The sequence below is a fragment of the Pseudomonas sp. TE3910 genome, from assembly GCF_056279025.1.
This window is the reverse complement of sequence record NZ_JBWBQN010000001.1, coordinates 2,621,122-2,644,130: the sequence shown is the minus strand read 5'-3', so window position 1 is coordinate 2,644,130 and position 23,009 is coordinate 2,621,122. Positions and strand designations below refer to the sequence as shown.

The 23,009-nt window shown below is 56.5% G+C and carries 18 protein-coding genes, 2 tRNA genes and 2 rRNA genes; 16 read left to right on the top strand and 6 right to left on the bottom strand.

Going from position 1 to position 23,009, the window contains the following annotated elements; all coding sequences use genetic code 11:
• Positions 1-98: 98 nt before the first annotated feature.
• Positions 99-986, bottom strand: a complete 888-nt coding sequence (gene gluQRS / locus ACZ9H3_RS12050) for a tRNA glutamyl-Q(34) synthetase GluQRS (protein WP_330522746.1) — start codon at positions 984-986, stop codon at positions 99-101.
• A 77-nt stretch (positions 987-1,063) separates the two neighbouring features.
• Positions 1,064-1,510, bottom strand: a complete 447-nt coding sequence (dksA, locus tag ACZ9H3_RS12045) for an RNA polymerase-binding protein DksA (RefSeq protein WP_065758286.1) — start codon at positions 1,508-1,510, stop codon at positions 1,064-1,066.
• Positions 1,511-1,709: 199 nt separating this feature from the next.
• Here dksA and ACZ9H3_RS12040 point away from each other — a divergent pair, with 199 nt between their 5' ends.
• Complete coding sequence (locus ACZ9H3_RS12040; protein ID WP_065758287.1) at positions 1,710-2,882, top strand: pyridoxal phosphate-dependent aminotransferase; 1,173 nt, start codon at positions 1,710-1,712, stop codon at positions 2,880-2,882.
• On the top strand, positions 2,882-3,595 hold the full coding sequence (gene sfsA, locus ACZ9H3_RS12035) for a DNA/RNA nuclease SfsA (protein ID WP_099775805.1): 714 nt from the start codon (positions 2,882-2,884) through the stop codon (positions 3,593-3,595). Before ACZ9H3_RS12040 ends, sfsA begins: the two co-directional genes overlap by 1 nt.
• Here sfsA and ACZ9H3_RS12030 read toward each other — a convergent pair.
• Positions 3,585-3,902 (bottom strand): Rieske (2Fe-2S) protein, encoded by a 318-nt coding sequence (locus tag ACZ9H3_RS12030; protein WP_065758301.1) that lies wholly within the window; start codon positions 3,900-3,902, stop codon positions 3,585-3,587. The genes sfsA and ACZ9H3_RS12030 overlap by 11 nt on opposite strands.
• A 152-nt stretch (positions 3,903-4,054) precedes the next feature.
• Here ACZ9H3_RS12030 and ACZ9H3_RS12025 point away from each other — a divergent pair, with 152 nt between their 5' ends.
• Entirely contained in the window at positions 4,055-4,951 is an 897-nt protein-coding gene (locus tag ACZ9H3_RS12025) for a ChaN family lipoprotein (RefSeq protein ID WP_065758289.1), read from the top strand.
• A gap of 175 nt (positions 4,952-5,126) precedes the next feature.
• Here ACZ9H3_RS12025 and ACZ9H3_RS12020 read toward each other — a convergent pair whose 3' ends face one another.
• The 3 genes from ACZ9H3_RS12020 to ACZ9H3_RS12010 all read right to left on the bottom strand — a co-directional run bounded on the left by ACZ9H3_RS12020 (position 5,127) and on the right by ACZ9H3_RS12010 (position 7,571).
• Entirely contained in the window at positions 5,127-5,399 is a 273-nt protein-coding gene (locus tag ACZ9H3_RS12020; RefSeq protein WP_065758290.1) for a TfoX/Sxy family protein, read from the bottom strand.
• Positions 5,400-5,561: 162 nt separating this feature from the next.
• Complete coding sequence (locus ACZ9H3_RS12015; protein ID WP_065758291.1) at positions 5,562-5,906, bottom strand: pentapeptide repeat-containing protein; 345 nt, start codon at positions 5,904-5,906, stop codon at positions 5,562-5,564.
• Between the two features lie 102 nt (positions 5,907-6,008).
• Complete coding sequence (locus tag ACZ9H3_RS12010; protein WP_476220899.1) at positions 6,009-7,571, bottom strand: bifunctional aminoglycoside phosphotransferase/ATP-binding protein; 1,563 nt, start codon at positions 7,569-7,571, stop codon at positions 6,009-6,011.
• A 117-nt stretch (positions 7,572-7,688) separates the two neighbouring features.
• Between ACZ9H3_RS12010 and mrcB the strand changes: the two genes are divergently transcribed.
• The 13 genes from mrcB to ACZ9H3_RS11945 all read left to right on the top strand — a co-directional run bounded on the left by mrcB (position 7,689) and on the right by ACZ9H3_RS11945 (position 22,922).
• Positions 7,689-10,010, top strand: a complete 2,322-nt coding sequence (gene mrcB, locus ACZ9H3_RS12005) for a penicillin-binding protein 1B (RefSeq protein WP_065758293.1) — start codon at positions 7,689-7,691, stop codon at positions 10,008-10,010.
• A 22-nt stretch (positions 10,011-10,032) separates the two neighbouring features.
• Positions 10,033-10,773 carry a tetratricopeptide repeat protein gene (locus ACZ9H3_RS12000; protein WP_065758294.1) on the top strand — a complete coding sequence of 247 codons (741 nt, stop codon included), beginning with the start codon at positions 10,033-10,035 and terminating at the stop codon, positions 10,771-10,773.
• Positions 10,773-11,102 (top strand): YqcC family protein, encoded by a 330-nt coding sequence (locus tag ACZ9H3_RS11995; RefSeq protein WP_102053646.1) that lies wholly within the window; start codon positions 10,773-10,775, stop codon positions 11,100-11,102. The genes ACZ9H3_RS12000 and ACZ9H3_RS11995 overlap by 1 nt, the downstream gene beginning before the upstream one ends.
• 422 nt (positions 11,103-11,524) lie before the next feature.
• Entirely contained in the window at positions 11,525-13,249 is a 1,725-nt protein-coding gene (locus tag ACZ9H3_RS11990; protein ID WP_065758302.1) for an acetolactate synthase 3 large subunit, read from the top strand.
• A gap of 2 nt (positions 13,250-13,251) precedes the next feature.
• A complete protein-coding gene (ilvN, locus tag ACZ9H3_RS11985; protein ID WP_042125802.1) occupies positions 13,252-13,743 on the top strand; it encodes an acetolactate synthase small subunit in 492 nt (163 codons plus the stop codon).
• 49 nt (positions 13,744-13,792) lie between these two features.
• Positions 13,793-14,809 (top strand): ketol-acid reductoisomerase, encoded by a 1,017-nt coding sequence (gene ilvC / locus ACZ9H3_RS11980; protein ID WP_065758296.1) that lies wholly within the window; start codon positions 13,793-13,795, stop codon positions 14,807-14,809.
• Between the two features lie 143 nt (positions 14,810-14,952).
• Positions 14,953-15,810: a CDP-diacylglycerol--serine O-phosphatidyltransferase gene (gene pssA / locus ACZ9H3_RS11975; protein ID WP_099775796.1), complete on the top strand. Its 858-nt coding sequence runs from the start codon at positions 14,953-14,955 to the stop codon at positions 15,808-15,810.
• Positions 15,811-15,873: 63 nt separating this feature from the next.
• Complete coding sequence (gene msrP / locus ACZ9H3_RS11970; RefSeq protein ID WP_476220893.1) at positions 15,874-16,887, top strand: protein-methionine-sulfoxide reductase catalytic subunit MsrP; 1,014 nt, start codon at positions 15,874-15,876, stop codon at positions 16,885-16,887.
• Entirely contained in the window at positions 16,887-17,507 is a 621-nt protein-coding gene (msrQ, locus tag ACZ9H3_RS11965) for a protein-methionine-sulfoxide reductase heme-binding subunit MsrQ (protein WP_476220891.1), read from the top strand. Before msrP ends, msrQ begins: the two co-directional genes overlap by 1 nt.
• Before the next feature lie 491 nt (positions 17,508-17,998).
• Positions 17,999-19,535 (top strand): 16S ribosomal RNA (locus ACZ9H3_RS11960).
• Between the two features lie 84 nt (positions 19,536-19,619).
• Positions 19,620-19,696: transfer RNA gene (locus ACZ9H3_RS11955), tRNA-Ile, on the top strand.
• 6 nt (positions 19,697-19,702) lie between these two features.
• A tRNA-Ala gene (locus ACZ9H3_RS11950) sits at positions 19,703-19,778 on the top strand.
• A gap of 253 nt (positions 19,779-20,031) precedes the next feature.
• Positions 20,032-22,922, top strand: a 23S ribosomal RNA gene (locus tag ACZ9H3_RS11945).
• The 16S and 23S rRNA genes sit together here with 2 tRNA genes alongside, the layout of an rRNA operon.
• Positions 22,923-23,009: the final 87 nt, after the last annotated feature.

The window sequence follows — 23,009 nt, the reverse complement described above, 5'->3', positions numbered from 1 at the left end:
GGTGGCGATGGTAGCGGATGGCGACAAGGCTGCAAATGGACTTCGCATTCTGCCCCAAGGAATTGAATCTATTGGGCTTTCTTGCGTTCGGCAAGGCTTCAGCGCAGCGTTGCCTCGGCCAGGGTCATGCTTTTGGGGATTGCGTCGACGTTCCAGTGCCGGCAAGCATGTGTCAGCACCTCTTGCGGGGTGGCGTACGCCTGAGCCGGATCGGTCGGTTGCCCCAGGGCACGCAGGGCACGTAGCAGCAGCGGGGTGGCCTGGTCTGTGGGCAGCGGGGCGGAGCGATAGGATTTGCCCAGCTTATGACCATCGGGTTGCACAATCAGCGGTACATGCAGGTAGCGCGGCTGGCGTAACCCCAGTAACTCCTGAAGATACAGTTGGCGTGGTGTTGAGTCGAGCAGGTCGGCGCCTCGCACAATGTCGGTAACGCCCTGCCAGGCGTCGTCTAGCACCACGGCCAGTTGATAGGCATACAGCCCATCTCGACGGCGGATAATGAAGTCGCCTGACTCGCGGCCCAGGTGTTGCTCAAAACGGCCTTGCACGCGATCAATGAAGTGATAGGCAAGCTCTGGCACGCGTACACGGATGGCCGCATCGTGCTGATCATGGCCAAGGTTCCGGCACAGGCCTGGGTAGATTCCATGATAAGGCTCCAGCTGTTTGCGCGAGCAGGTACAGGCATAGGCCAGGCCTTGCTGAAACAGGCGTTGGATCGTTTCGGCGTAGGCATCATGGCGCTGGCTTTGATAAACCACCTCGCCATCCCACTCCAGACCATATGATTCCAGGGTGCGCAGGATAGCTGCCTGTGCGCCAGGCGCTTCACGGGGAGGGTCGATGTCTTCCATGCGCAGCAGCCAACGACCGCCAACCGCACGGGCATCCAGGTAGGAGGCCAGGGCGGCTACCAGTGAGCCGAAATGAAGAAAACCGCTGGGGGTGGGGGCGAAGCGCCCGACATAGCTGGGGTTGTTCATGGTAACGCGCGGGTAATCAGGAAAAGTCGTACAACCATAATTGAAATGGGGCGCTATAAGCGCCCCATTTTTTCAGGTCAGGCTTTGCCGACCTGCTTTTCCTTGATTTCCGCCAGTGTCTTGCAGTCGATGCACAGGTCGGCGGTAGGGCGGGCTTCCAGGCGGCGTACGCCGATCTCGATGCCGCAGTTCTCGCACCAGCCGTATTCTTCGTCCTGGATCAGCTGCAGCGTCTTGTCGATCTTTTTGATCAACTTGCGCTCGCGGTCGCGATTGCGCAGCTCCAGGGCGAACTCCTCTTCCTGACTGGCGCGATCGGCCGGGTCAGGGAAGTTGGCCGCTTCGTCTTTCATGTGGTCCACGGTCTGATCGACGCTGACCATGAGCTCCTGCTTCCATTTATTCAGCAGCTCGGTGAAGTGAGCACGCATGGGCTTGCCCATGTACTCCTCGCCCTGGGTTTCTCTATAGGGTTCGAAGCCGCGAACAAGTTGACTACTTTGTTGCTTTTCGTTGGTGGGCATGAATTGACCGCCTCTCACTCTTCTAATCCATTGCGCAGGCTGCTCCATCTCCGGCGCCCGCCGGCCCTGCGACTGCGAGCCGCCGAACTTACCAGATAGAATCAGGGGATGCTACTCCCCGTGATTGCAGGTTTTACCACCCGCTAGTTCCGGCTCTTGGGTAGAATCTTTAGTTTACACCCCATTTGAGAGAAGGCTAATGGCTCAGCCCTACAGTGCGCGTAGTCGCGCCATCGAACCCTTTCATGTGATGGCTTTGCTGGCGCGAGCCAACGAACTGCAAGCTGCAGGCCATGACGTCATTCATCTGGAAATCGGCGAGCCGGACTTCACCACGGCGGCGCCGATCATCAAGGCGGGGCAAGCGGCGCTCGCCAATGGGGAAACCCGTTACACCGCCGCGCGTGGCCTCCCGGCATTGCGCGAGGCGATCGCGGGTTTCTATGCCACGCGCTACGGGTTGAGCATTGATCCTCAGCGTATCCTGATTACCCCGGGAGGCTCTGGCGCGCTGCTTCTGGCCAGCAGCTTGCTGGTCGACCCTGGTAAGCACTGGTTGCTGGCCGATCCGGGTTATCCATGCAATCGGCATTTCCTGCGCCTGGTAGAAGGGGCTGCACAGTTGGTGCCGGTCGGCCCTGAGGTCAACTACCAGTTGAACGCTGATCTGGTAGAGCGTTACTGGGACCAGGACAGCGTTGGTGCATTGGTTGCTTCACCGGCAAACCCAACAGGTACGGTGCTCGACCGTGAGCAACTGGCCAGCCTCGCGCAGGCAGTTCGGGAGCGTCACGGGCATCTGGTGGTAGACGAAATTTACCATGGCCTGACCTACGGCATGGACGCGCCGAGCGTGCTTGAAGTTGAAGACCAGGCCTTCGTCCTGAATAGTTTCTCAAAATATTTCGGCATGACCGGATGGCGTCTGGGGTGGCTGGTCGCACCTCCCGCAGCCGTGGCTGATCTGGAAAAGCTCGCCCAGAACCTGTACATCAGTGCGCCGAGTATGGCTCAGCATGCTGCATTGGCGTGTTTTGAGCCGGCAACGCTAGCTATTTTGGAAGAGCGTCGCGAGGAATTTGGTCGGCGACGTGATTTTCTTCTTCCAGCCCTGCGTGAGCTGGGGTTTGGTATCGCAGTCGAGCCTCAGGGTGCTTTCTATCTCTATGCCGATATCAGCACGTTTGGCGGCGATGCGTTCGCTTTCTGCCGTCATTTCCTGGAAACCGAGCATGTCGCGTTTACCCCGGGGCTGGATTTCGGGCGCTATCAGGCCGGGCACCATGTGCGTTTTGCCTACACCCAGAGCATGCCGCGCTTGCAGGAGGCTGTAGAGCGAATTGAGCGTGGCCTGCGGAGTTGGCAAGGCTGATGCGCTTTTCACCGGCACTTGAGGAAGCGCGCTTGCTGCGTCGCTACAAACGCTTCTTGGCAGATATAGAACTGGCCAGTGGTGAGCAACTGACGATCCACTGCCCCAACACCGGCTCAATGCTCAATTGCATGATCGAGGGTGGCAAGGTCTGGTTCAGCCGCTCCAACGACCCCAAGCGCAAGCTCCCTGGCACGTGGGAAATCAGCGAAACGCCTCAGGGGCGGCTGGCGTGCGTGAATACGGGGCGCGCCAATGCACTGGTCGAAGAAGCGCTGCATGCCGGGCGGATCAAGGAGCTTGCCGGGTTTAGCGCGCTCAGGCGCGAAGTGCCTTACGGTGAAGAAAACAGTCGAGTGGATTTTCGCCTGGAGTTTCCTGACGGCCCGGCTTATGTCGAAGTCAAAAGCGTGACATTGGGTTTTTCTGATTCGACTACTGCGGCGTTTCCCGACTCGGTGACTCAACGGGGCACCAAGCACTTGCGTGAGCTCGCCGCATTGGCTCGTCAAGGTGTGCGCGCCGTACAGCTATATTGCGTGAACCTCAGTGGTGTTGATGCGGTTCGTCCGGCCGAGGAAATCGACCCTGCTTATGCGGCAGCACTGCGTGAGGCCGTTGCGGATGGTGTGGAAGTGCTGGCGTACGGAGTGCGTCTGGAGGGTGAGCAGATTGAAGTCGATCGTCGCTTGCCGGTACTGATCAATCCGTGAGCCAGATGCCCCCGGTGTCTTCGTGGCAGTTGAGGGCTTCCAGGGCGTCGCCTTCGCAAGGGCCTGCCACGCACTCGCCTGACTCGATCAGAAACTGTGCGCCGTGATGCACGCAGGCGATCAATTGGGCACTGCTGTCGAGAAACGTGTCAGCCTGCCAGTTCAATGGAATGCCTCGATGGGGGCAGCGGTTGCGATAGAGGTAGACCTTACCCTGCCGGCGAACGGCGAGCAGGTGGGTGTTGTCGAGGCTAAAGCCGCGACTGTGGCCTTCACGAAGGTCGGAGGACGGGCAAAGGAAGTGCATGCGCATGGCTTACTCAAAATGATGGGCTTGGCTCGACTGACACGAGCGTTCAACCCCGAGGCACGTCTTATACCGTGCAGATTGACCGTAGGAAAGCCGACGCCGCTGGCCAGCAGTCGCCTGCTGATGCTGGCTCGAGAGGAGAACTGCTGATGCCCCGACTGCTGTGTTATGCCGTACTCGCACTGCTTCTGTGCCTGTCAGGCTGCCAGACCCGCGTAGCGCTGCCGCCATTGCCGGCTTGGCAGAGCCCTGAGGGGCTGGGGCATGCTGAGCTGGGGCAGATACGTGAGCTGGCCAGTGGTCGAGTACTCAGCCCTGAGCAACTGGTCGCTCGCTTGGCGGGTGCGTCCCGTGTGCTGGTGGGAGAGCAACACGATAATCCTGACCATCATGCGCTGCAGTTGTGGTTGTTAAAGGCTCTCGGCCAATACCGCCCCCAAGGTAGCCTGCTACTGGAGATGCTTCAGCCTGTGCAGCAGGCGCGGGTCGAGGTAGTGCGCCAGCAAGCATCATTACCTGCTGATGTACCCGGGGCTTTGCGCTGGCAAAAGGGTTGGGATTGGACCCTGTATGGGCCGATCGTAGAGGAGGCCCTGAGACAACCGTATGCACTGCTGGCCGCCAATCTTGACGATGATGAAGTGGGACGGATCTATCGACAGCCGCCGGTGTTGTCTGGAAACCGTTCGACATCAACGGCTGTTCGTCAGGCGCTACTTGAGCAGGTACGCGACTCCCATTGTGGCTTGCTGCCAGACTCGCAATTGCCAGCGATGCTTGCGGTGCAGCAGCAGCGTGACCGACGAATAGCCGAGCGCTTGCTTGCGGCGCCGACACCAAGCCTGTTGTTCGCGGGCGGCTATCACGTGCGCAAAGATATCGGTGTGCCGCAGCACGTGGCTGACCTTGGCGTGCAAGACGCACCGCAGGTGCTGATGCTGGCCCAGGTAGGCGAGGTGGTTGAGCCGGGCATGGCGGATTATGTCTGGTTTACCGCAGCGTTGCCGGCTCAGGACTACTGCGCGAGTTTGCGCAAGAAACACTGAGTGAGCAGGCAAAAAAAGACCCGGCAAAATGTGCCGGGTCAATAACCGTGATTAGCCTGATGAGGAGATAATTTGAGAGCCCGAACCGAGGCTTTTCAGCTTATCCAACCAGCCTTGCGGCCAGTGGCTCCAATAATAACAATTATCATTTGCATGTCAACTACTGTATCGGCTCTCAGTTGTTTTTCCGCGGCGCTCTTGCGTCGAGTTGCTGGTTCAGGGCTTCCTTACGCTCGACTGGAATGTCATTCCAGTGCATGTCGAGCAAGGCGCCTTCGATGGCATAGAGCAGTACCTTCGATGCCCTGAAGCCACGAGTACGCACGGCTTGATACGCATTGACCGCGCCCATGCGACGCAAGTCAGAGGCGCTGTGAATGCCGACTGCATGCAACCACTGCGCAGAAGTCTTGCCAAGATTCTTCAGATGCTGGAGTTCGTCGTTCATCAAGCCTCCTTGCGACGGCTGAACGGGTCGAGGGGAATCGCAGGCATACCAAGGGGAGTGTAGCGGCAGTTGGAAAATAAGCGGCATTTTGGCGCTTATGGGGGGCGGGGGCGCCCTATGGCCCGTCAAGTGTGAGTCGGCGGGCCCTAGGGTTGCAGTCTGTTAACGTGTGCGGTAGCGCAGACGCGTTCCGAAATTAACTGACATGAGAATTTCGTCAGCACTCAGGTCTGGTGAGAAGTACACGCCGGAAATCTGGGCATGGGCCAGGCTGGCGCCTTCCATGGAGCAGTTTCGCAGATCCAGGCCACGCAGGTCGGCCGCCCGGAAGTAGGCACCAGTGAAATCTATGCCAGTGGTGTCCAATTCGCGCAGGTCCAGACCGCGAAAGTCGCCATGACTAAAATCGATGCTGGCGTCTTTCGGCCTTTCCTGATTGAAAGCCGCTACCTCTTCGTTACGCACCAAGGCATACAGCGCAGAGTCGATTTGCCGGGGCTGGTTCATGGTAGGCCTCCTTATGTGATTGTGATGACACTATAGTGCCATCACTTGAGAGGCGCGAACCCACTGCCGAGAAGTGTCGACTGCTTCACGTCCGGGTGTTGCTTACAAGCCAGGCAGTTTTTGCCGAATCTGCTTGACCAGCTCGTCGAGACTGCCGCTTTCGTTGGTTTCTACGCGCTTGCTGTGCAGCAGTTCTTCGGCGCTCAATGGGTCGCGATTGGCCTTCTGTGCGGCTATCACCTCAAGCGTGGCGTCGGACGGGTCATTCTGGTCGGCCTGACGCTGCTTGAGCCAGCTTGCGATGACCGCATCAGGTGCATTGCAGTCGAGTATCAGGAACGGTACGCCCGTTTCACCCGCAATGCCCGCGGCGGTTTGACGTTGTGCGTGCTTGAGGTAGGTGGCATCGATGACAGCCGGAAAGCCTGCACGCAGGACAATGCCTGCCAGTGTATGCAGGCGTGCGTAGGTCGCCTGGCTGGAGTCCTGGTTGTAGATGCCAGCTTGCAAGTTGCCTGCATTTTCGGGCGTTTGCTCGCCGAACAGGCGCTTGCGCTCTACATCCGAGCGCAGGCGGATAGCGCCAAGTGCCTCGACCAAACGCATGGCGACATGGCTTTTGCCAACGGCCGACACACCGTGGGTAATCGCCAGGAAGCGCGAAGGAATAGCGCTGTAGCTCTCTGCCAGGGTTGCGTAGTTGCGGTACTGGCGCAGGGTTGTGGCACGCTGCACGCCGTCGGCATTGGCCGGCATGCTGAACAGGGCAACCTTGGCACGCACCAGTGCACGGTAGGCCTTGTAGAAGTTCAACAGCTCAAGGCCTTCATAGTCGCCGGTCAGTTCCAGGTACTGGCTGATGAAACGGCGGGACAGCGACTTGAGGCCACGGTCTTCCAGGTCCATCGCCAGGAACGCGGCGTCGGCATAGACATCGGTCAGGCGGAACGGCTCGTTGAATTCGATGCAGTCGAAGATCACCACCTTGCCGTCGATCAGGGTGGCGTTACCCAGGTGGATGTCACCGTGGCACTCACGGATGAAGCCTTGGGCTTTTCGGGCTTCAAGCAAGCCTTCAAGGCGCTTGAAGCTGCTGTGTGCCCAGGCTTGCAAGGCATCGAGTTGTTGCAGGTCAGCCTTTTCGCTCAGGAAGGGGCGTATCTGCTCAAAGTTCTGCTCAACCGGGGCCATCACGCTTTCCGGGCTGCCCAGCGGGTGATCCACGGCCACGCGCGGTGCGCTCAGGTGGAACTGCGCAATCTGGTGGGCCATCTGGTCGATATGCTCTGCCGTCAGTTCGCCATTGGCCTGCAGCGTGTTAAGCATCTGGCTCTGCGGGAACTGACGCATCTTCAGGGCGTACTCGATCGGCTCGCCTGTGCCGCCCAATTGTGGGGCTTCGGCGCTGCCGGTAATTGGCAGTACGTCAAGGTACAGCCCCTGGGTCAGACGCTGGTTCAAACGCAGCTCTTCATTGCAAAAGTGCTTGCGCTGGGTCAGTTCGGTGAAGTCGAGGAAGCCGAAGTTCATCGGCTTCTTGATTTTGTAGGCGAATTCGCCAGTGAGCAGAACCCAGGAAATGTGTGTCTCAATAACCTGGAAACCGCTCACCGGATGAGGGTACAGGGCTGGGTTTTGCAGGGCTGCAATCAAGGCTTGGCTCACGGGCGATCCTTTGGAGTCGTGAAGAGTCTAAGCGCCCATTATGGCGACAAGCGGCCCCCGTGCAAACCGCCGGAGGGCGCCTGTCGACGAACAATAAAGTGCGTATAATCCGCGGCCATGACTCGTACCCAATCTTCCCGTACCCCCAAAAAACGTCCCTCTGGCCGTGCGCGCGCCCTGCTGGGCTGGGCTTTGAAGCTCAGCCTTGTCGGTCTCGTCGTGCTCGCGGGCTTTGCGATTTATTTCGATGCGGTAGTCCAGGAGAAATTCTCTGGCAAGCGCTGGACGATCCCGGCCAAGGTATATGCCCGGCCGCTGGAGCTGTTCGTCGGCCAGAAACTCAGCAAGGACGACTTCCTTATCGAGCTTGATGCCTTGGGCTATCGGCGCGAGAGCGTTGCCAATGGGCCTGGTGCCGCTGCTGTCAGTGGTAATACCGTCGATATCAATACCCGTGGCTTCCAGTTCTATGAAGGTCTGGAGCAGGCCCAGGCGGTTCAAGTACGTTTCTCGGGCGATTACGTTGCCGGGTTGAGTGGAGCCAATGGCTCGAAACTGGCCGTGGTTCGCCTGGAGCCGCTGCTGATCGGCGGGTTGTATCCGAAGAACCTTGAAGACCGCATCCTGATAAAGCTCGATCAGGTGCCCCCGTACCTGCTTGAAACCCTGGTTGCCGTGGAAGACCGCGACTTCTATTCGCACTTTGGTGTTTCGCCCAAGTCGATTGCACGGGCCATCTGGGTCAACACCTCATCCGGTGCCATGCGTCAGGGTGGCAGTACCCTGACCCAGCAGTTGGTCAAGAACTTCTACCTGACCAATGAGCGCAGCCTCAGTCGCAAGCTGACGGAAGCCCTGATGGCGATGTTGCTTGAGCTGCATTACGACAAGCGCGAGATCCTCGAGGCCTACCTCAACGAGGTGTTCATTGGCCAGGATGGTCAGCGCGCGGTGCATGGCTTTGGTCTTGCCAGCCAGTTTTTCTTCAGTCAGCCGTTGTCAGAGCTCAAGCTGCATCAGGTCGCGTTGTTGGTGGGCATGGTCAAGGGGCCTTCCTACTACAACCCGCGGCGCTACCCCGAGCGGGCAACGGTGCGGCGTAACCTGGTGCTCGACTTGCTGGCCGAGCAGGGCGTTGCAACCCCGGAGGCCGTCGAGGCTGCGAAGAAAATGCCGTTGGGCGTTACCAAGCGTGGCAGCCTGGCCGACAGTTCCTTCCCGGGCTTCCTTGACCTGGTCAAGCGCCAACTGCGTCAGGACTATCGTGACGAAGACTTGACCGAAGAAGGCCTGCGGATCTTTACCAGCTTCGATCCGATTCTGCAGATGAAGGCGGAGGCATCGGTCACTGACACCTTCAAGCGCCTTGCCGGGCGCAAGGGGGCGGATGAAGTCGAGGCAGCCATGGTGGTGACCAATCCGGAAACCGGTGAGGTCCAGGCGCTGATAGGCAGTCGCCAGCCCGGTTTTGCCGGTTTCAACCGTGCTGTGGATGCTGTTCGACCGATTGGCTCTCTGGTCAAGCCGGCCGTCTACCTGACCGCGTTGGAAAAACCCAGCCAGTACACGCTCACGAGCTGGGTCCAGGATGAGCCCTTTTCGGTCAAAGGGGCCGACGGCCAGGTATGGAAGCCGCAGAACTACGATCGGCGATCCCATGGCACCATCTACCTCTACCAAGGGCTGGCGAACTCTTACAACCTTTCCACGGCCAAACTTGGTCTGGAAGTGGGTGTGCCCAATGTGTTGAAAACCATTGGCCGTTTGGGTGTCGAAGTCGATTGGCCGGCGTTTCCGTCGATGTTGCTGGGGGCGGGCGGCATGTCGCCGATGCAGGTGGCTACCATGTACCAGACCCTGGCCAATGGTGGTTTCAATACGCCGATGCGCGGCATTCGCAGCGTACTGACGGCTGAGGGTGAGCCGCTCAAGCGCTACCCGTTCCAGATCCAGCAGCGTTTTGATCCAGGCTCCATCTATCTGGTGCAGAACGCCATGCAGCGGGTCATGCGTGAAGGCACCGGACGTTCGGTTTACAGTGTCTTGCCAAGCTCTCTGACCTTGGCCGGCAAGACCGGTACCAGTAACGACTCGCGAGACAGTTGGTTCGCAGGTTTCAGTCAGGACCTGCTGGCAGTCGTCTGGTTGGGTCGTGACGACAATGGCAAGACGCCGTTCACGGGGGCCACCGGCGCATTGCAGGTTTGGACCAGTTTCATGCGCAAAGCCGACCCGCTCCCTCTGGATATGCCGCAGCCAGACAATGTGGTGCTGGCCTGGGTTGATGCCCATTCCGGGCAAGGGTCGGACGCAAGCTGCCCGGGCGCGGTCCAGATGCCGTATATTCGCGGCAGCGAACCGCCCCCCGGTCCTGCCTGTGGTGGTGAATCCGCGCCAGCCGAATCAGTAATGGACTGGGTCAAGGGTTGGATGAATTGAGCACTAGCGAAGAGGGTGTGAAGTGAATAAGTGGTGGTTTCCTGCCTTGACGGCACTGGCGCTACTCAATGGCTGTGCCAGCGTGCAACGTGGTTCGATCCCTGTTGTCGAGTCAGGCACGCGTGTTTCTAACAGTGAGCGAGTAACGGCCAGCCGCGGTGGCTATAACGCTGCCGCCAGCGGTGCGCGTCAGGCTCAAGCAATACCTCAGAACGATGCAGTAACCGTCATGGTGCCGCAGGGGGCTGGTGCGGCGCCGATCCAGACGTTCCCGGCGTCGACCAGCGCAGCACCAATTACACCGGGGCCGATTACGCCAGGCCCGGTGACATCGGAGCCGATGACGACCGCATCAATCAGCTCTGGCGGCTACAGCATGCCAAGTGCGCCAACAGGCATCCCTCGCGGCAATGCGGGTGGCTTGTCCGCGGATGAACAACTGGATGGTCCGGTGCTGGCGTTGCTGACCACTGCGCAGCAACAACAAGGCAGTGGTGATTACAACGGTGCCTCGTCCAGCTTGGAGCGTGCCCAGCGCATTGCACCGCGTGAGCCGCAAGTGCTCTACCGTTTGGCCCAGGTGCGCCTGGCCCAAGGGGATGCTGCCCAATCCGAGCAACTGGCTCGACGGGCGCTGACCTATGCCAATGGTCGACCCGATTTGCAGGCCGGGCTGTGGGACATCATCGCCCAGTCACGGGAGAAGCAAGGTGACGCCGCTGGCGCTGCGCTGGCCCGTCAGAAAGCGCGGGTGAGCTCGTAATGGACAAGCGGGTTCCGTCAATCGCCGACCATCTGTTGCTGATCGAGCAGGAGCTGCGCTTGCTTGGATGGTGGGAGGAGAGGGCGCCGAGTGCCGAGGCGCTGGCCAGTGTTGAACCCTTTGCGGTCGATACGCTGTCTTTTGAGCAGTGGCTGCAGTGGATCTTCCTCCAGCGTATGAAGATTATTCTTGAGAACGACCTACCGCTGCCTAACGCCTCCGGTATTCTCGAGATGGCCGAGATGGTTTATGTGGATCGGGTGCAGGAAAGTACGCAGCTGCGTCGACTGTTGTCCGAGTTTGACGAACTGATTCGCTCATCTCGCTGAGTTCCTGAGTTTCTCCTTCCGGGGCAGCTTCGTCTGCCCCGCACGCTCGTTGCCTGATGCTTCAGATGCTCAGGCAAACGTTTTTCTGCTTGCTCAAGAGTGGCTTATGGTGAATTAACCGCGAAGATCACTTGACTTGAGCAGTTCGAATCAGAACAATCCAAAGTCCGCTGTAGAGGGACTGCCAGAAGCAGACCCGCTAAGCAGATCATGAGGCGCACACCCGCGCCGACCTGTTACACCCCGCAACGCGTTACCTCGCGCTGGGTGGGAAAACCCCGCAACACTCTGGGGCGCTCCCAATACTTGCTCAGTCAGTGCTGACGTAGTCGGCGATTTCGTCGCTCATGCTCTGCTTGGCAGTAAACCTATTAAGACCCGTTCCCATCGGACGGTATTCTGGCGTTTTAGAGGTGAACAACGTGGAGCTTTTATCTGGCGCTGAAATGGTCGTCCGCTTTTTGCGTGACGAAGGCGTTAAGCACATCTATGGGTACCCGGGCGGTGCTCTTCTTCATGTTTACGATGCTCTGTTCAAAGAACCGGAAGTGAGTCACATTCTGGTCCGTCATGAGCAGGCTGCAACCCATATGGCGGATGGTTACGCCCGTGCTACCGGCAAGGCTGGTGTAGTTCTGGTGACCTCCGGTCCTGGGGCGACCAATGCCATTACCGGTATTGCCACCGCTTACATGGACTCCATTCCGATGGTCATCCTTTCCGGTCAGGTGCCTAGCACCATGGTCGGTACGGATGCTTTCCAGGAAACCGACATGATCGGTATTTCCCGGCCGATCGTGAAGCACAGCTTCATGATCAAGCACGCATCGGAAATCCCTGAAGTTCTGAAAAAGGCCTTCTACCTCGCGCAGTCCGGCCGTCCAGGCCCGGTTGTCGTTGACATTCCGAAGGACATGACCAACCCGGCTGAAAAGTTCGAGTACGTCTATCCGAAGAAGGTCAAGCTGCGCTCGTACAGCCCCGCTGTTCGTGGGCACTCGGGCCAGATCCGCAAAGCCGCAGAAATGCTGCTCTCGGCTAAGCGTCCGGTTGTGTACGCTGGGGGTGGTGTCATCCTCGGCGGTGGCTCCGCAGCCCTGACTGAAATGGCGCAGATGCTGAACCTGCCGGTCACCAATACCCTGATGGGCCTGGGTTGCTATCCGGGTACTGACCGTCAATTCCTCGGCATGCTGGGCATGCACGGCAGTTACACCGCCAACCTGACGATGCACCATGCCGACGTGATCCTTGCTGTTGGCGCGCGTTTCGATGATCGGGTAGTCAACGGCCCGGCGAAGTTCTGCCCGAACGCCAAGATCATCCATATCGACATCGACCCTGCGTCGATCTCCAAAATGATCAAGGCCGATGTGCCTATTGTCGGGCCTGTCGAAAGCGTTCTGACCGAGATGGTCGCGATCCTCAAGGAAATCGGTGAGAAGCCTGAAAAGGCGGCAATGGATGCCTGGTGGAAGCAGATCGAAGAGTGGCGTGGCGACCGTGGCATGTTCCCTTACGACAAGGGTGATGGCAGTGTCATCAAGCCACAGACCGTTATCGAGACACTCTGCGAAGTGACCAAAGGCGATGCCTTCGTTACCTCCGATGTCGGCCAGCACCAGATGTTCGCGGCGCAGTACTACCGCTTCAACAAGCCAAACCGCTGGATCAACTCCGGTGGCCTGGGCACCATGGGCTTTGGCTTCCCTGCCGCCATGGGTGTCAAGCTGAACTTCCCTGACCAGGATGTTGCCTGTGTCACCGGTGAGGGCAGTATCCAGATGAACATTCAGGAGTTGTCGACCTGCCTGCAGTACGACCTGCCGGTGAAGATCGTCAACCTGAACAACGGTGTATTGGGCATGGTCCGCCAGTGGCAGGACATGGCCTACAACAGCCGTCACTCGCACTCCTACATGGAATCGCTGCCTGATTTCGTCAAGTTGGCCGAAGCCTATGGCCATGTGGGTATCCGCATCACCAGCCTGAAGGACCTCAAGCCCAAGCTCGAGGAAGCCTTTGCCATGAAAGACCGGTTGGTGTTCATCGATATCCAGGTCGACAACAGCGAGCACGTCTATCCGATGCAAATCAAGGATGGCTCGATGCGCGATATGTGGCTGAGCAAGACGGAGCGTACCTAATCATGCGGCACATTATTTCCCTGCTGTTGGAAAACGAACCTGGTGCCTTGTCGCGCGTGGTTGGCCTGTTCTCCCAGCGTAACTACAACATCGAAAGCCTGACGGTTGCTCCGACTGAAGACCCGACCTTGTCGCGTCTGACGCTGACAACAGTCGGCCATGATGAAGTGATCGAGCAGATCACCAAGAACCTGAACAAGCTGGTTGAAGTGGTCAAGTTGGTCGACCTTTCAGAAAGCGCGCATATCGAGCGTGAACTGATGCTGGTCAAGGTCAAGGCCACGGGCGCACAGCGTGCCGAGATCAAGCGCACCACCGATATCTATCGTGGGCAGATCGTCGATGTCAGTGCCAGTGTCTATACCGTGCAACTGACCGGTACCAGCGACAAACTGGACAGTTTCATTCAGGCTATCGGTACCGCGTCCATTCTCGAAACCGTACGCAGTGGCGTCACCGGCATTGCCCGTGGCGACAAAGTTCTTAGCATCTAACTCAAAAAATTAGCGAATGGCCTCGAAAGGCCGAGATAAGGGGTGTTTCATGAAAGTTTATTACGACAAAGACTGCGACCTTTCGATCATCCAGGGCAAAAAAGTTGCCATCATCGGTTACGGCTCTCAGGGTCACGCCCAAGCGTGCAACCTGAAAGATTCGGGTGTGGATGTTACCGTTGGTCTGCGTAAAGGCTCGGCTACTGTTGCCAAGGCTGAAGCGCACGGTCTGAAAGTCACTGACGTGGCCAGCGCTGTTGCCGCTGCTGACCTGGTCATGATCCTGACCCCAGACGAGTTCCAGTCTCAGCTGTACAAGAGCGAAGTCGAGCCTAACCTGAAGAAGGGCGCTACCCTGGCGTTCTCCCACGGTTTCGCGATTCACTACAACCAGGTTGTGCCACGTGCTGACCTGGACGTGATCATGATCGCCCCTAAAGCACCAGGCCACACTGTACGTTCCGAGTTCGTCAAAGGCGGTGGTATCCCTGACCTGATCGCGATCTACCAGGACGCTTCCGGTAACGCCAAGAACGTTGCCCTGTCCTACGCCGCAGGCGTTGGCGGTGGCCGTACCGGCATCATCGAAACGACCTTCAAGGACGAGACTGAAACCGACCTGTTCGGTGAGCAGGCTGTTCTGTGTGGCGGTACTGTTGAGCTGGTCAAAGCCGGTTTCGAAACACTGGTTGAAGCTGGCTACGCGCCAGAAATGGCCTACTTCGAGTGCCTGCACGAGCTGAAGCTGATCGTTGACCTCATGTACGAAGGCGGTATCGCCAACATGAACTACTCGATCTCCAACAACGCTGAGTACGGCGAGTACGTAACTGGCCCAGAGGTTATCAACGCTGAGTCCCGTCAGGCCATGCGCAACGCTCTGAAGCGCATCCAGGACGGCGAGTACGCGAAGATGTTCATCAGCGAGGGTGCCACTGGCTACCCATCGATGACTGCTCGTCGTCGTAACAACGCTGCCCACGGTATCGAAGTCATCGGTGAGCAACTGCGCTCGATGATGCCTTGGATCGCGGCGAACAAAATCGTAGACAAAGCCAAGAACTAATCTTGCCTTGATGCGATAAGAACGCGGCTTCGGCCGCGTTTTTTCGTTTAGAGGGTCAGCTTCTGGTATAAAGCTCACTGTGTGCATGCACTCTCGCTGCAAACAACAGCCGAAACTTTCCAAACCGTTGCAAGGTAATGTCCATGAGCGAACGTCCAGAAGAGCCCAGTAAGGCCTCCGACGCCGAAAGCCTGCTACCGATCGATGAGCATGTTGAAGAAGGGCATGATGCCGAAGGACGCAAGGTGCGGCATCGTGGTATCTATCTGCTGCCCAATCTCTTTACTACCGCCAACCTGTTTGCCGGTTTCTATTCCATCATCAGCTCGATGAGCGCACAAAGCGCGCTGAGTGCTGGTGATCCTCGCGAAGCGAGCAAGTATTTTGCCTTCGCCGCCATCGCTATTTTTGTTGCCATGGTGCTCGATGGCCTTGATGGTCGTGTTGCGCGCATGACCAACACTCAAAGCGCCTTTGGTGCCGAGTACGATTCCCTGTCCGACATGGTCGCTTTCGGTGTGGCCCCGGCATTGCTGGCGTTCGGCTGGGCGCTGGGCGACATGGGTAAAGTCGGCTGGATGGTGGCCTTTATTTATGTGGCTGGTGCCGCGTTGCGTCTGGCGCGTTTCAATACCCAGGTTGGCAAGGCGGACAAGCGCTACTTTATCGGTTTGGCCAGCCCGGCTGCGGCGGGCGTGGTAGCCGGTACTGTCTGGGCATTCAGTGACTACGGTATCCAGGGGTCCAAGCTGTCGTTCCTGGTGGCGCTGTTGGTTGCTGCCGCCGGCATGCTGATGGTCAGTAACATCAAGTACAACAGCTTCAAGGAACTCGACCTGAAGGGGCGTGTACCTTTCGTGGCGATTCTCGCCGTGGTGCTCGTGTTTGCTGTGGTCTTCAGTGATCCGCCACGTATTCTGCTGCTGATTTTCCTTGCTTATGCCGCTTCGGGCCCTATCCAGTACCTGTTGCGCATGCGTCGGCGTAAAGGCGCCGAGTGATGTAATTTCTGCAGGACTCCGTAGTCTACTGGTGCATCAGTCCACCCGTTCTACGGAGTCATCATGCTGATCAAGATGTCCAAGGCCTCTGACTGCAAAGCGTCAGAGGTCACCCCCGAATCTATCTATGTCTCTCGTCGCCACCTGCTGGGCGGGTCCTTGGCCGCGTTGGCTGTTTCAGCCCTGCCGCGTTTGGCCAGTGCCGCCGATGTTTCGCGTTACCCGGATGTCGATGCCGGTTCCGCGCCTGGTTGGTTCAACGAGAAGCTTGGTGGAACTCAATGGCAGGCGGTGACGGCGCCAGGCGAGGCCATTACGCCATTCAAAGATGCAACCCACTACAACAACTTCTATGAGTTCGGCCCTGATAAGGGAGACCCGGCGCAAAACGCGGCTGTGCTGAAAACGGCGCCTTGGACGGTAGTAGTCGATGGCGAGGTCGGAAAGCCCGGTCGCTATGCGTTGGAAGACTTCATCAAGCCCTATCAGTTGGAGGAGCGCATCTATCGGCTGCGCTGTGTAGAGGCTTGGTCGATGGTGATCCCTTGGTTGGGGTTCCCGTTGTCCGCTCTGCTCAAACAGGTGGAGCCAACCTCCAAAGCGCGTTACATCCGCTTCGAAACGCTGCAGGATCCGAAAAGCATGCCTGGCCAACGCTCAGGCTTTGCCTTGATTGACTGGCCTTATGTAGAAGGGTTGCGTCTGGATGAGGCCATGAGTCCGTTGGCCATAATGGCTGTTGGTATGTATGGGCGGGAGCTGCCTAATCAGAATGGTGCGCCTCTCAGGTTGGTGGTGCCGTGGAAGTATGGCTTCAAGAGCATTAAGTCGATCGTGCGCATCAGTCTCGTTGAGCAGCAGCCGAAAACCACGTGGCAAAGTATTGCGCCGGATGAGTACGGCTTTTATGCCAATGTGAACCCTCAGGTTGATCATCCACGCTGGACGCAGGCGCGTGAGCGTCGGTTGCCGAGTGGGCTGTTCAGTCCGAATGTGCGCGACACGCAGATGTTCAATGGGTACGCAGAGGAAGTCGCTTCTCTTTATAGTGGTCTTGATCTGAGGAAGAACTACTGATGCGCTACCCATGGTTTCGCCTTGGTATTTTTGTTCTCGCCAGTTTTTGGCCTTTGTTTTGGCTCTACCAGGCGTGGGCGTTTGCATTGGGGCCAGACCCGGGCAAGGTTTTGGTCGATCGGCTGGGGTTGGGGGCGTTGATCTTTTTGCTCATCACCTTATGCATGACGCCATTGCAGCGCCTGAGCGGCTGGTCTGGCTGGATTGTGGTGAGGCGCCAGTTGGGCTTGTGGTGCTTTGCCTATGTCGTGTTGCACTTGAGCGGTTACCTGTTCTTTATTCTCGGCCTCGACTGGGGGCAATTAGGCGTAGAGTTGCGCAAGCGCCCCTATATCATTGTGGGTGTTCTGGGGTTTGTCGGGCTGCTTGCCTTGGCTGTGACTTCGAATCGCTACAGCCAGCGGCGGCTTGGGGCTCGCTGGAAGAGGTTGCACAAGTTGGTTTATGCGATCCTGGGTTTGGGATTGCTGCATTTTCTGTGGGTCGTGCGTGCAGATCTGAAGGAGTGGGCGGTCTACGCTGGCATTGGCGTATTGTTGTTGGCGCTACGTATTCCTGCCTTGGGGCGGCGTATTCCGAGGCTGGCGATAGGAAAAGCCGCAACGACAACGAAAAGTTGAATTTAAGCCTTGACGCCCCGTTTCATCTCTCTATAATGCGCACCTCTTCCGGCGCAGTCGAAACGGAAAACTCCTTGATAATCAATGAGTTAGACGTTTAGCGATAGTGTCGGAAGTGCTTCGGTCGAATAGATCGGCAGCGGTGAAAAAGGTGGTTGACAGCGAGTTGAAACGCTGTAGAATTCGCCTCCCGCTAACGAGAGATCGAAGCGAGTCAAGTGGTTGAAGTTGAACGGAAAATTCTGAAAAACTTCAAAATAAACGCTTGACAGAGACAGAGGAAAGCGTAGAATGCGCGCCTCGGTTGAGACGAAAAGCTCTTAGCCAACCGCTCTTTAACAATCGAATCAAGCAATTCGTGTGGGTGCTTGTGAAATCAGACTGGTAGTCAAAAAGATTATCAGCATCACAAGTGACTACACGAGAAATCGAAATAGTCATTTGAGATTGCTGAGCCAAGTTTAGGGTTTTCTCAAAACCCAAGCAGTATTGAACTGAAGAGTTTGATCATGGCTCAGATTGAACGCTGGCGGCAGGCCTAACACATGCAAGTCGAGCGGATGACGGGAGCTTGCTCCTTGATTCAGCGGCGGACGGGTGAGTAATACCTAGGAATCTGCCTGATAGTGGGGGACAACGTTTCGAAAGGAACGCTAATACCGCATACGTCCTACGGGAGAAAGCAGGGGACCTTCGGGCCTTGCGCTATCAGATGAGCCTAGGTCGGATTAGCTAGTTGGTGAGGTAATGGCTCACCAAGGCGACGATCCGTAACTGGTCTGAGAGGATGATCAGTCACACTGGAACTGAGACACGGTCCAGACTCCTACGGGAGGCAGCAGTGGGGAATATTGGACAATGGGCGAAAGCCTGATCCAGCCATGCCGCGTGTGTGAAGAAGGTCTTCGGATTGTAAAGCACTTTAAGTTGGGAGGAAGGGCAGTAAGCTAATACCTTGCTGTTTTGACGTTACCGACAGAATAAGCACCGGCTAACTCTGTGCCAGCAGCCGCGGTAATACAGAGGGTGCAAGCGTTAATCGGAATTACTGGGCGTAAAGCGCGCGTAGGTGGTTCGTTAAGTTGGATGTGAAATCCCCGGGCTCAACCTGGGAACTGCATCCAAAACTGGCGAGCTAGAGTAGGGCAGAGGGTGGTGGAATTTCCTGTGTAGCGGTGAAATGCGTAGATATAGGAAGGAACACCAGTGGCGAAGGCGACCACCTGGGCTCATACTGACACTGAGGTGCGAAAGCGTGGGGAGCAAACAGGATTAGATACCCTGGTAGTCCACGCCGTAAACGATGTCAACTAGCCGTTGGAATCCTTGAGATTTTAGTGGCGCAGCTAACGCATTAAGTTGACCGCCTGGGGAGTACGGCCGCAAGGTTAAAACTCAAATGAATTGACGGGGGCCCGCACAAGCGGTGGAGCATGTGGTTTAATTCGAAGCAACGCGAAGAACCTTACCAGGCCTTGACATCCAATGAACTTTCCAGAGATGGATTGGTGCCTTCGGGAACATTGAGACAGGTGCTGCATGGCTGTCGTCAGCTCGTGTCGTGAGATGTTGGGTTAAGTCCCGTAACGAGCGCAACCCTTGTCCTTAGTTACCAGCACGTTATGGTGGGCACTCTAAGGAGACTGCCGGTGACAAACCGGAGGAAGGTGGGGATGACGTCAAGTCATCATGGCCCTTACGGCCTGGGCTACACACGTGCTACAATGGTCGGTACAGAGGGTTGCCAAGCCGCGAGGTGGAGCTAATCTCACAAAACCGATCGTAGTCCGGATCGCAGTCTGCAACTCGACTGCGTGAAGTCGGAATCGCTAGTAATCGCGAATCAGAATGTCGCGGTGAATACGTTCCCGGGCCTTGTACACACCGCCCGTCACACCATGGGAGTGGGTTGCACCAGAAGTAGCTAGTCTAACCTTCGGGGGGACGGTTACCACGGTGTGATTCATGACTGGGGTGAAGTCGTAACAAGGTAGCCGTAGGGGAACCTGCGGCTGGATCACCTCCTTAATCGACGACATCAGCTGCTTCATAAGCTCCCACACGAATTGCTTGATTCATTGAAGAAGACGATTAGGTTAGCAACCTTCGATTGGGTCTGTAGCTCAGTTGGTTAGAGCGCACCCCTGATAAGGGTGAGGTCGGCAGTTCGAATCTGCCCAGACCCACCAATTGCTGGGGCCATAGCTCAGCTGGGAGAGCGCCTGCCTTGCACGCAGGAGGTCAGCGGTTCGATCCCGCTTGGCTCCACCACCCCTCTTGCTTAACCGTGTCAAAGCTTAGAAATGAGCATTCCATTGTGATGATGGTGAATGTTGATTTCTGAACTTTTTCAGAATCGTTCTTTAAAAATTTGGGTATGTGATAGAAATAGACTGAATAGCACTTTCACTGGTGTTTATTCAGGCTAAGGTAAAATTTGTGAGTGTCTCTTAAGTCTTAAGAGTATTGCGAATTTTCGGCGAATGTCGTCTTCACAGTATAACCAGATTGCTTGGGGTTATATGGTCAAGTGAAGAAGCGCATACGGTGGATGCCTTGGCAGTCAGAGGCGATGAAAGACGTGGTAGCCTGCGATAAGCTTCGGGGAGTCGGCAAACAGACTTTGATCCGGAGATCTCTGAATGGGGGAACCCACCTAGGATAACCTAGGTATCTTGTACTGAATACATAGGTGCAAGAGGCGAACCAGGGGAACTGAAACATCTAAGTACCCTGAGGAAAAGAAATCAACCGAGATTCCCTTAGTAGTGGCGAGCGAACGGGGACTAGCCCTTAAGTTGATTTGAGATTAGCGGAACGCTCTGGAAAGTGCGGCCATAGTGGGTGATAGCCCTGTACGCGAAAATCTCTTATCAATGAAATCGAGTAGGACGGAGCACGAGAAACTTTGTCTGAATATGGGGGGACCATCCTCCAAGGCTAAATACTACTGACTGACCGATAGTGAACTAGTACCGTGAGGGAAAGGCGAAAAGAACCCCGGAGAGGGGAGTGAAATAGATCCTGAAACCGTATGCGTACAAGCAGTGGGAGCCTACTTTGTTAGGTGACTGCGTACCTTTTGTATAATGGGTCAGCGACTTATATTCAGTGGCGAGCTTAACCGAATAGGGGAGGCGTAGCGAAAGCGAGTCTTAATAGGGCGTTTAGTCGCTGGGTATAGACCCGAAACCGGGCGATCTATCCATGGGCAGGTTGAAGGTTAGGTAACACTGACTGGAGGACCGAACCGACTACCGTTGAAAAGTTAGCGGATGACCTGTGGATCGGAGTGAAAGGCTAATCAAGCTCGGAGATAGCTGGTTCTCCTCGAAAGCTATTTAGGTAGCGCCTCATGTATCACTGTAGGGGGTAGAGCACTGTTTCGGCTAGGGGGTCATCCCGACTTACCAAACCGATGCAAACTCCGAATACCTACAAGTGCCGAGCATGGGAGACACACGGCGGGTGCTAACGTCCGTCGTGAAAAGGGAAACAACCCAGACCGTCAGCTAAGGTCCCAAAGTCATGGTTAAGTGGGAAACGATGTGGGAAGGCTTAGACAGCTAGGAGGTTGGCTTAGAAGCAGCCACCCTTTAAAGAAAGCGTAATAGCTCACTAGTCGAGTCGGCCTGCGCGGAAGATGTAACGGGGCTCAAACCATGCACCGAAGCTACGGGTGTCACTTAGGTGACGCGGTAGAGGAGCGTTCTGTAAGCCTGTGAAGGTGAGTTGAGAAGCTTGCTGGAGGTATCAGAAGTGCGAATGCTGACATGAGTAACGACAATGGGAGTGAAAAACTCCCACGCCGAAAGACCAAGGTTTCCTGCGCAACGTTAATCGACGCAGGGTTAGTCGGTCCCTAAGGCGAGGCTGAAAAGCGTAGTCGATGGAAAACAGGTTAATATTCCTGTACTTCTGGTTATTGCGATGGAGGGACGGAGAAGGCTAGGCCAGCTTGGCGTTGGTTGTCCAAGTTTAAGGTGGTAGGCTGAGATCTTAGGTAAATCCGGGATCTTAAGGCCGAGAGCTGATGACGAGTGCTCTTTAGAGCGCGAAGTGGTTGATGCCATGCTTCCAAGAAAAGCTTCTAAGCTTCAGATAACCAGGAACCGTACCCCAAACCGACACAGGTGGTTGGGTAGAGAATACCAAGGCGCTTGAGAGAACTCGGGTGAAGGAACTAGGCAAAATGGCACCGTAACTTCGGGAGAAGGTGCGCCGGTGAGGGTGAAGGACTTGCTCCGTAAGCCCATGCCGGTCGAAGATACCAGGCCGCTGCGACTGTTTATTAAAAACACAGCACTCTGCAAACACGAAAGTGGACGTATAGGGTGTGACGCCTGCCCGGTGCCGGAAGGTTAATTGATGGGGTTAGCTAACGCGAAGCTCTTGATCGAAGCCCCGGTAAACGGCGGCCGTAACTATAACGGTCCTAAGGTAGCGAAATTCCTTGTCGGGTAAGTTCCGACCTGCACGAATGGCGTAACGATGGCGGCGCTGTCTCCACCCGAGACTCAGTGAAATTGAAATCGCTGTGAAGATGCAGTGTATCCGCGGCTAGACGGAAAGACCCCGTGAACCTTTACTATAGCTTTGCACTGGACTTTGAATTTGCTTGTGTAGGATAGGTGGGAGGCTTTGAAGCGTGGACGCCAGTTCGCGTGGAGCCATCCTTGAAATACCACCCTGGCAACTTTGAGGTTCTAACTCAGGTCCGTCATCCGGATCGAGGACAGTGTATGGTGGGTAGTTTGACTGGGGCGGTCTCCTCCTAAAGAGTAACGGAGGAGTACGAAGGTGCGCTCAGACCGGTCGGAAATCGGTCGTAGAGTATAAAGGCAAAAGCGCGCTTGACTGCGAGACAGACACGTCGAGCAGGTACGAAAGTAGGTCTTAGTGATCCGGTGGTTCTGTATGGAAGGGCCATCGCTCAACGGATAAAAGGTACTCCGGGGATAACAGGCTGATACCGCCCAAGAGTTCATATCGACGGCGGTGTTTGGCACCTCGATGTCGGCTCATCACATCCTGGGGCTGAAGCCGGTCCCAAGGGTATGGCTGTTCGCCATTTAAAGTGGTACGCGAGCTGGGTTTAGAACGTCGTGAGACAGTTCGGTCCCTATCTGCCGTGGACGTTTGAGATTTGAGAGGGGCTGCTCCTAGTACGAGAGGACCGGAGTGGACGAACCTCTGGTGTTCCGGTTGTCACGCCAGTGGCATTGCCGGGTAGCTATGTTCGGAAGAGATAACCGCTGAAAGCATCTAAGCGGGAAACTTGCCTCAAGATGAGATCTCACTGGAGCCTTGAGCTCCCTGAAGGGCCGTCGAAGACTACGACGTTGATAGGTTGGGTGTGTAAGTGCTGTGAGGCATTGAGCTAACCAATACTAATTGCCCGTGAGGCTTGACCATATAACACCCAAGCAATTTGCGTCGAAAGGCCAGATTGCGGTGTTGTGAAGACGAAACGAACCGAAAGTTTGCGACTCACAACTATCA

Coding starts and splice junctions, on each gene's coding strand:
- ACZ9H3_RS12020 (WP_065758290.1), bottom strand. CDS start 5,399: ATGAACGACGAACTCCAGCATCTGAAGAATCTTGGCAAGACTTCTGCG.
- ACZ9H3_RS12030 (WP_065758301.1), bottom strand. CDS start 3,902: ATGCACTTCCTTTGCCCGTCCTCCGACCTTCGTGAAGGCCACAGTCGC.
- dksA (WP_065758286.1), bottom strand. CDS start 1,510: ATGCCCACCAACGAAAAGCAACAAAGTAGTCAACTTGTTCGCGGCTTC.
- ilvC (WP_065758296.1), top strand. CDS start 13,793: ATGAAAGTTTATTACGACAAAGACTGCGACCTTTCGATCATCCAGGGC.
- mrcB (WP_065758293.1), top strand. CDS start 7,689: ATGACTCGTACCCAATCTTCCCGTACCCCCAAAAAACGTCCCTCTGGC.
- ilvN (WP_042125802.1), top strand. CDS start 13,252: ATGCGGCACATTATTTCCCTGCTGTTGGAAAACGAACCTGGTGCCTTG.
- sfsA (WP_099775805.1), top strand. CDS start 2,882: ATGCGCTTTTCACCGGCACTTGAGGAAGCGCGCTTGCTGCGTCGCTAC.
- ACZ9H3_RS12015 (WP_065758291.1), bottom strand. CDS start 5,906: ATGAACCAGCCCCGGCAAATCGACTCTGCGCTGTATGCCTTGGTGCGT.
- pssA (WP_099775796.1), top strand. CDS start 14,953: ATGAGCGAACGTCCAGAAGAGCCCAGTAAGGCCTCCGACGCCGAAAGC.
- ACZ9H3_RS11995 (WP_102053646.1), top strand. CDS start 10,773: ATGGACAAGCGGGTTCCGTCAATCGCCGACCATCTGTTGCTGATCGAG.
- msrQ (WP_476220891.1), top strand. CDS start 16,887: ATGCGCTACCCATGGTTTCGCCTTGGTATTTTTGTTCTCGCCAGTTTT.
- msrP (WP_476220893.1), top strand. CDS start 15,874: ATGCTGATCAAGATGTCCAAGGCCTCTGACTGCAAAGCGTCAGAGGTC.
- ACZ9H3_RS12025 (WP_065758289.1), top strand. CDS start 4,055: ATGCCCCGACTGCTGTGTTATGCCGTACTCGCACTGCTTCTGTGCCTG.
- ACZ9H3_RS12040 (WP_065758287.1), top strand. CDS start 1,710: ATGGCTCAGCCCTACAGTGCGCGTAGTCGCGCCATCGAACCCTTTCAT.
- gluQRS (WP_330522746.1), bottom strand. CDS start 986: ATGAACAACCCCAGCTATGTCGGGCGCTTCGCCCCCACCCCCAGCGGT.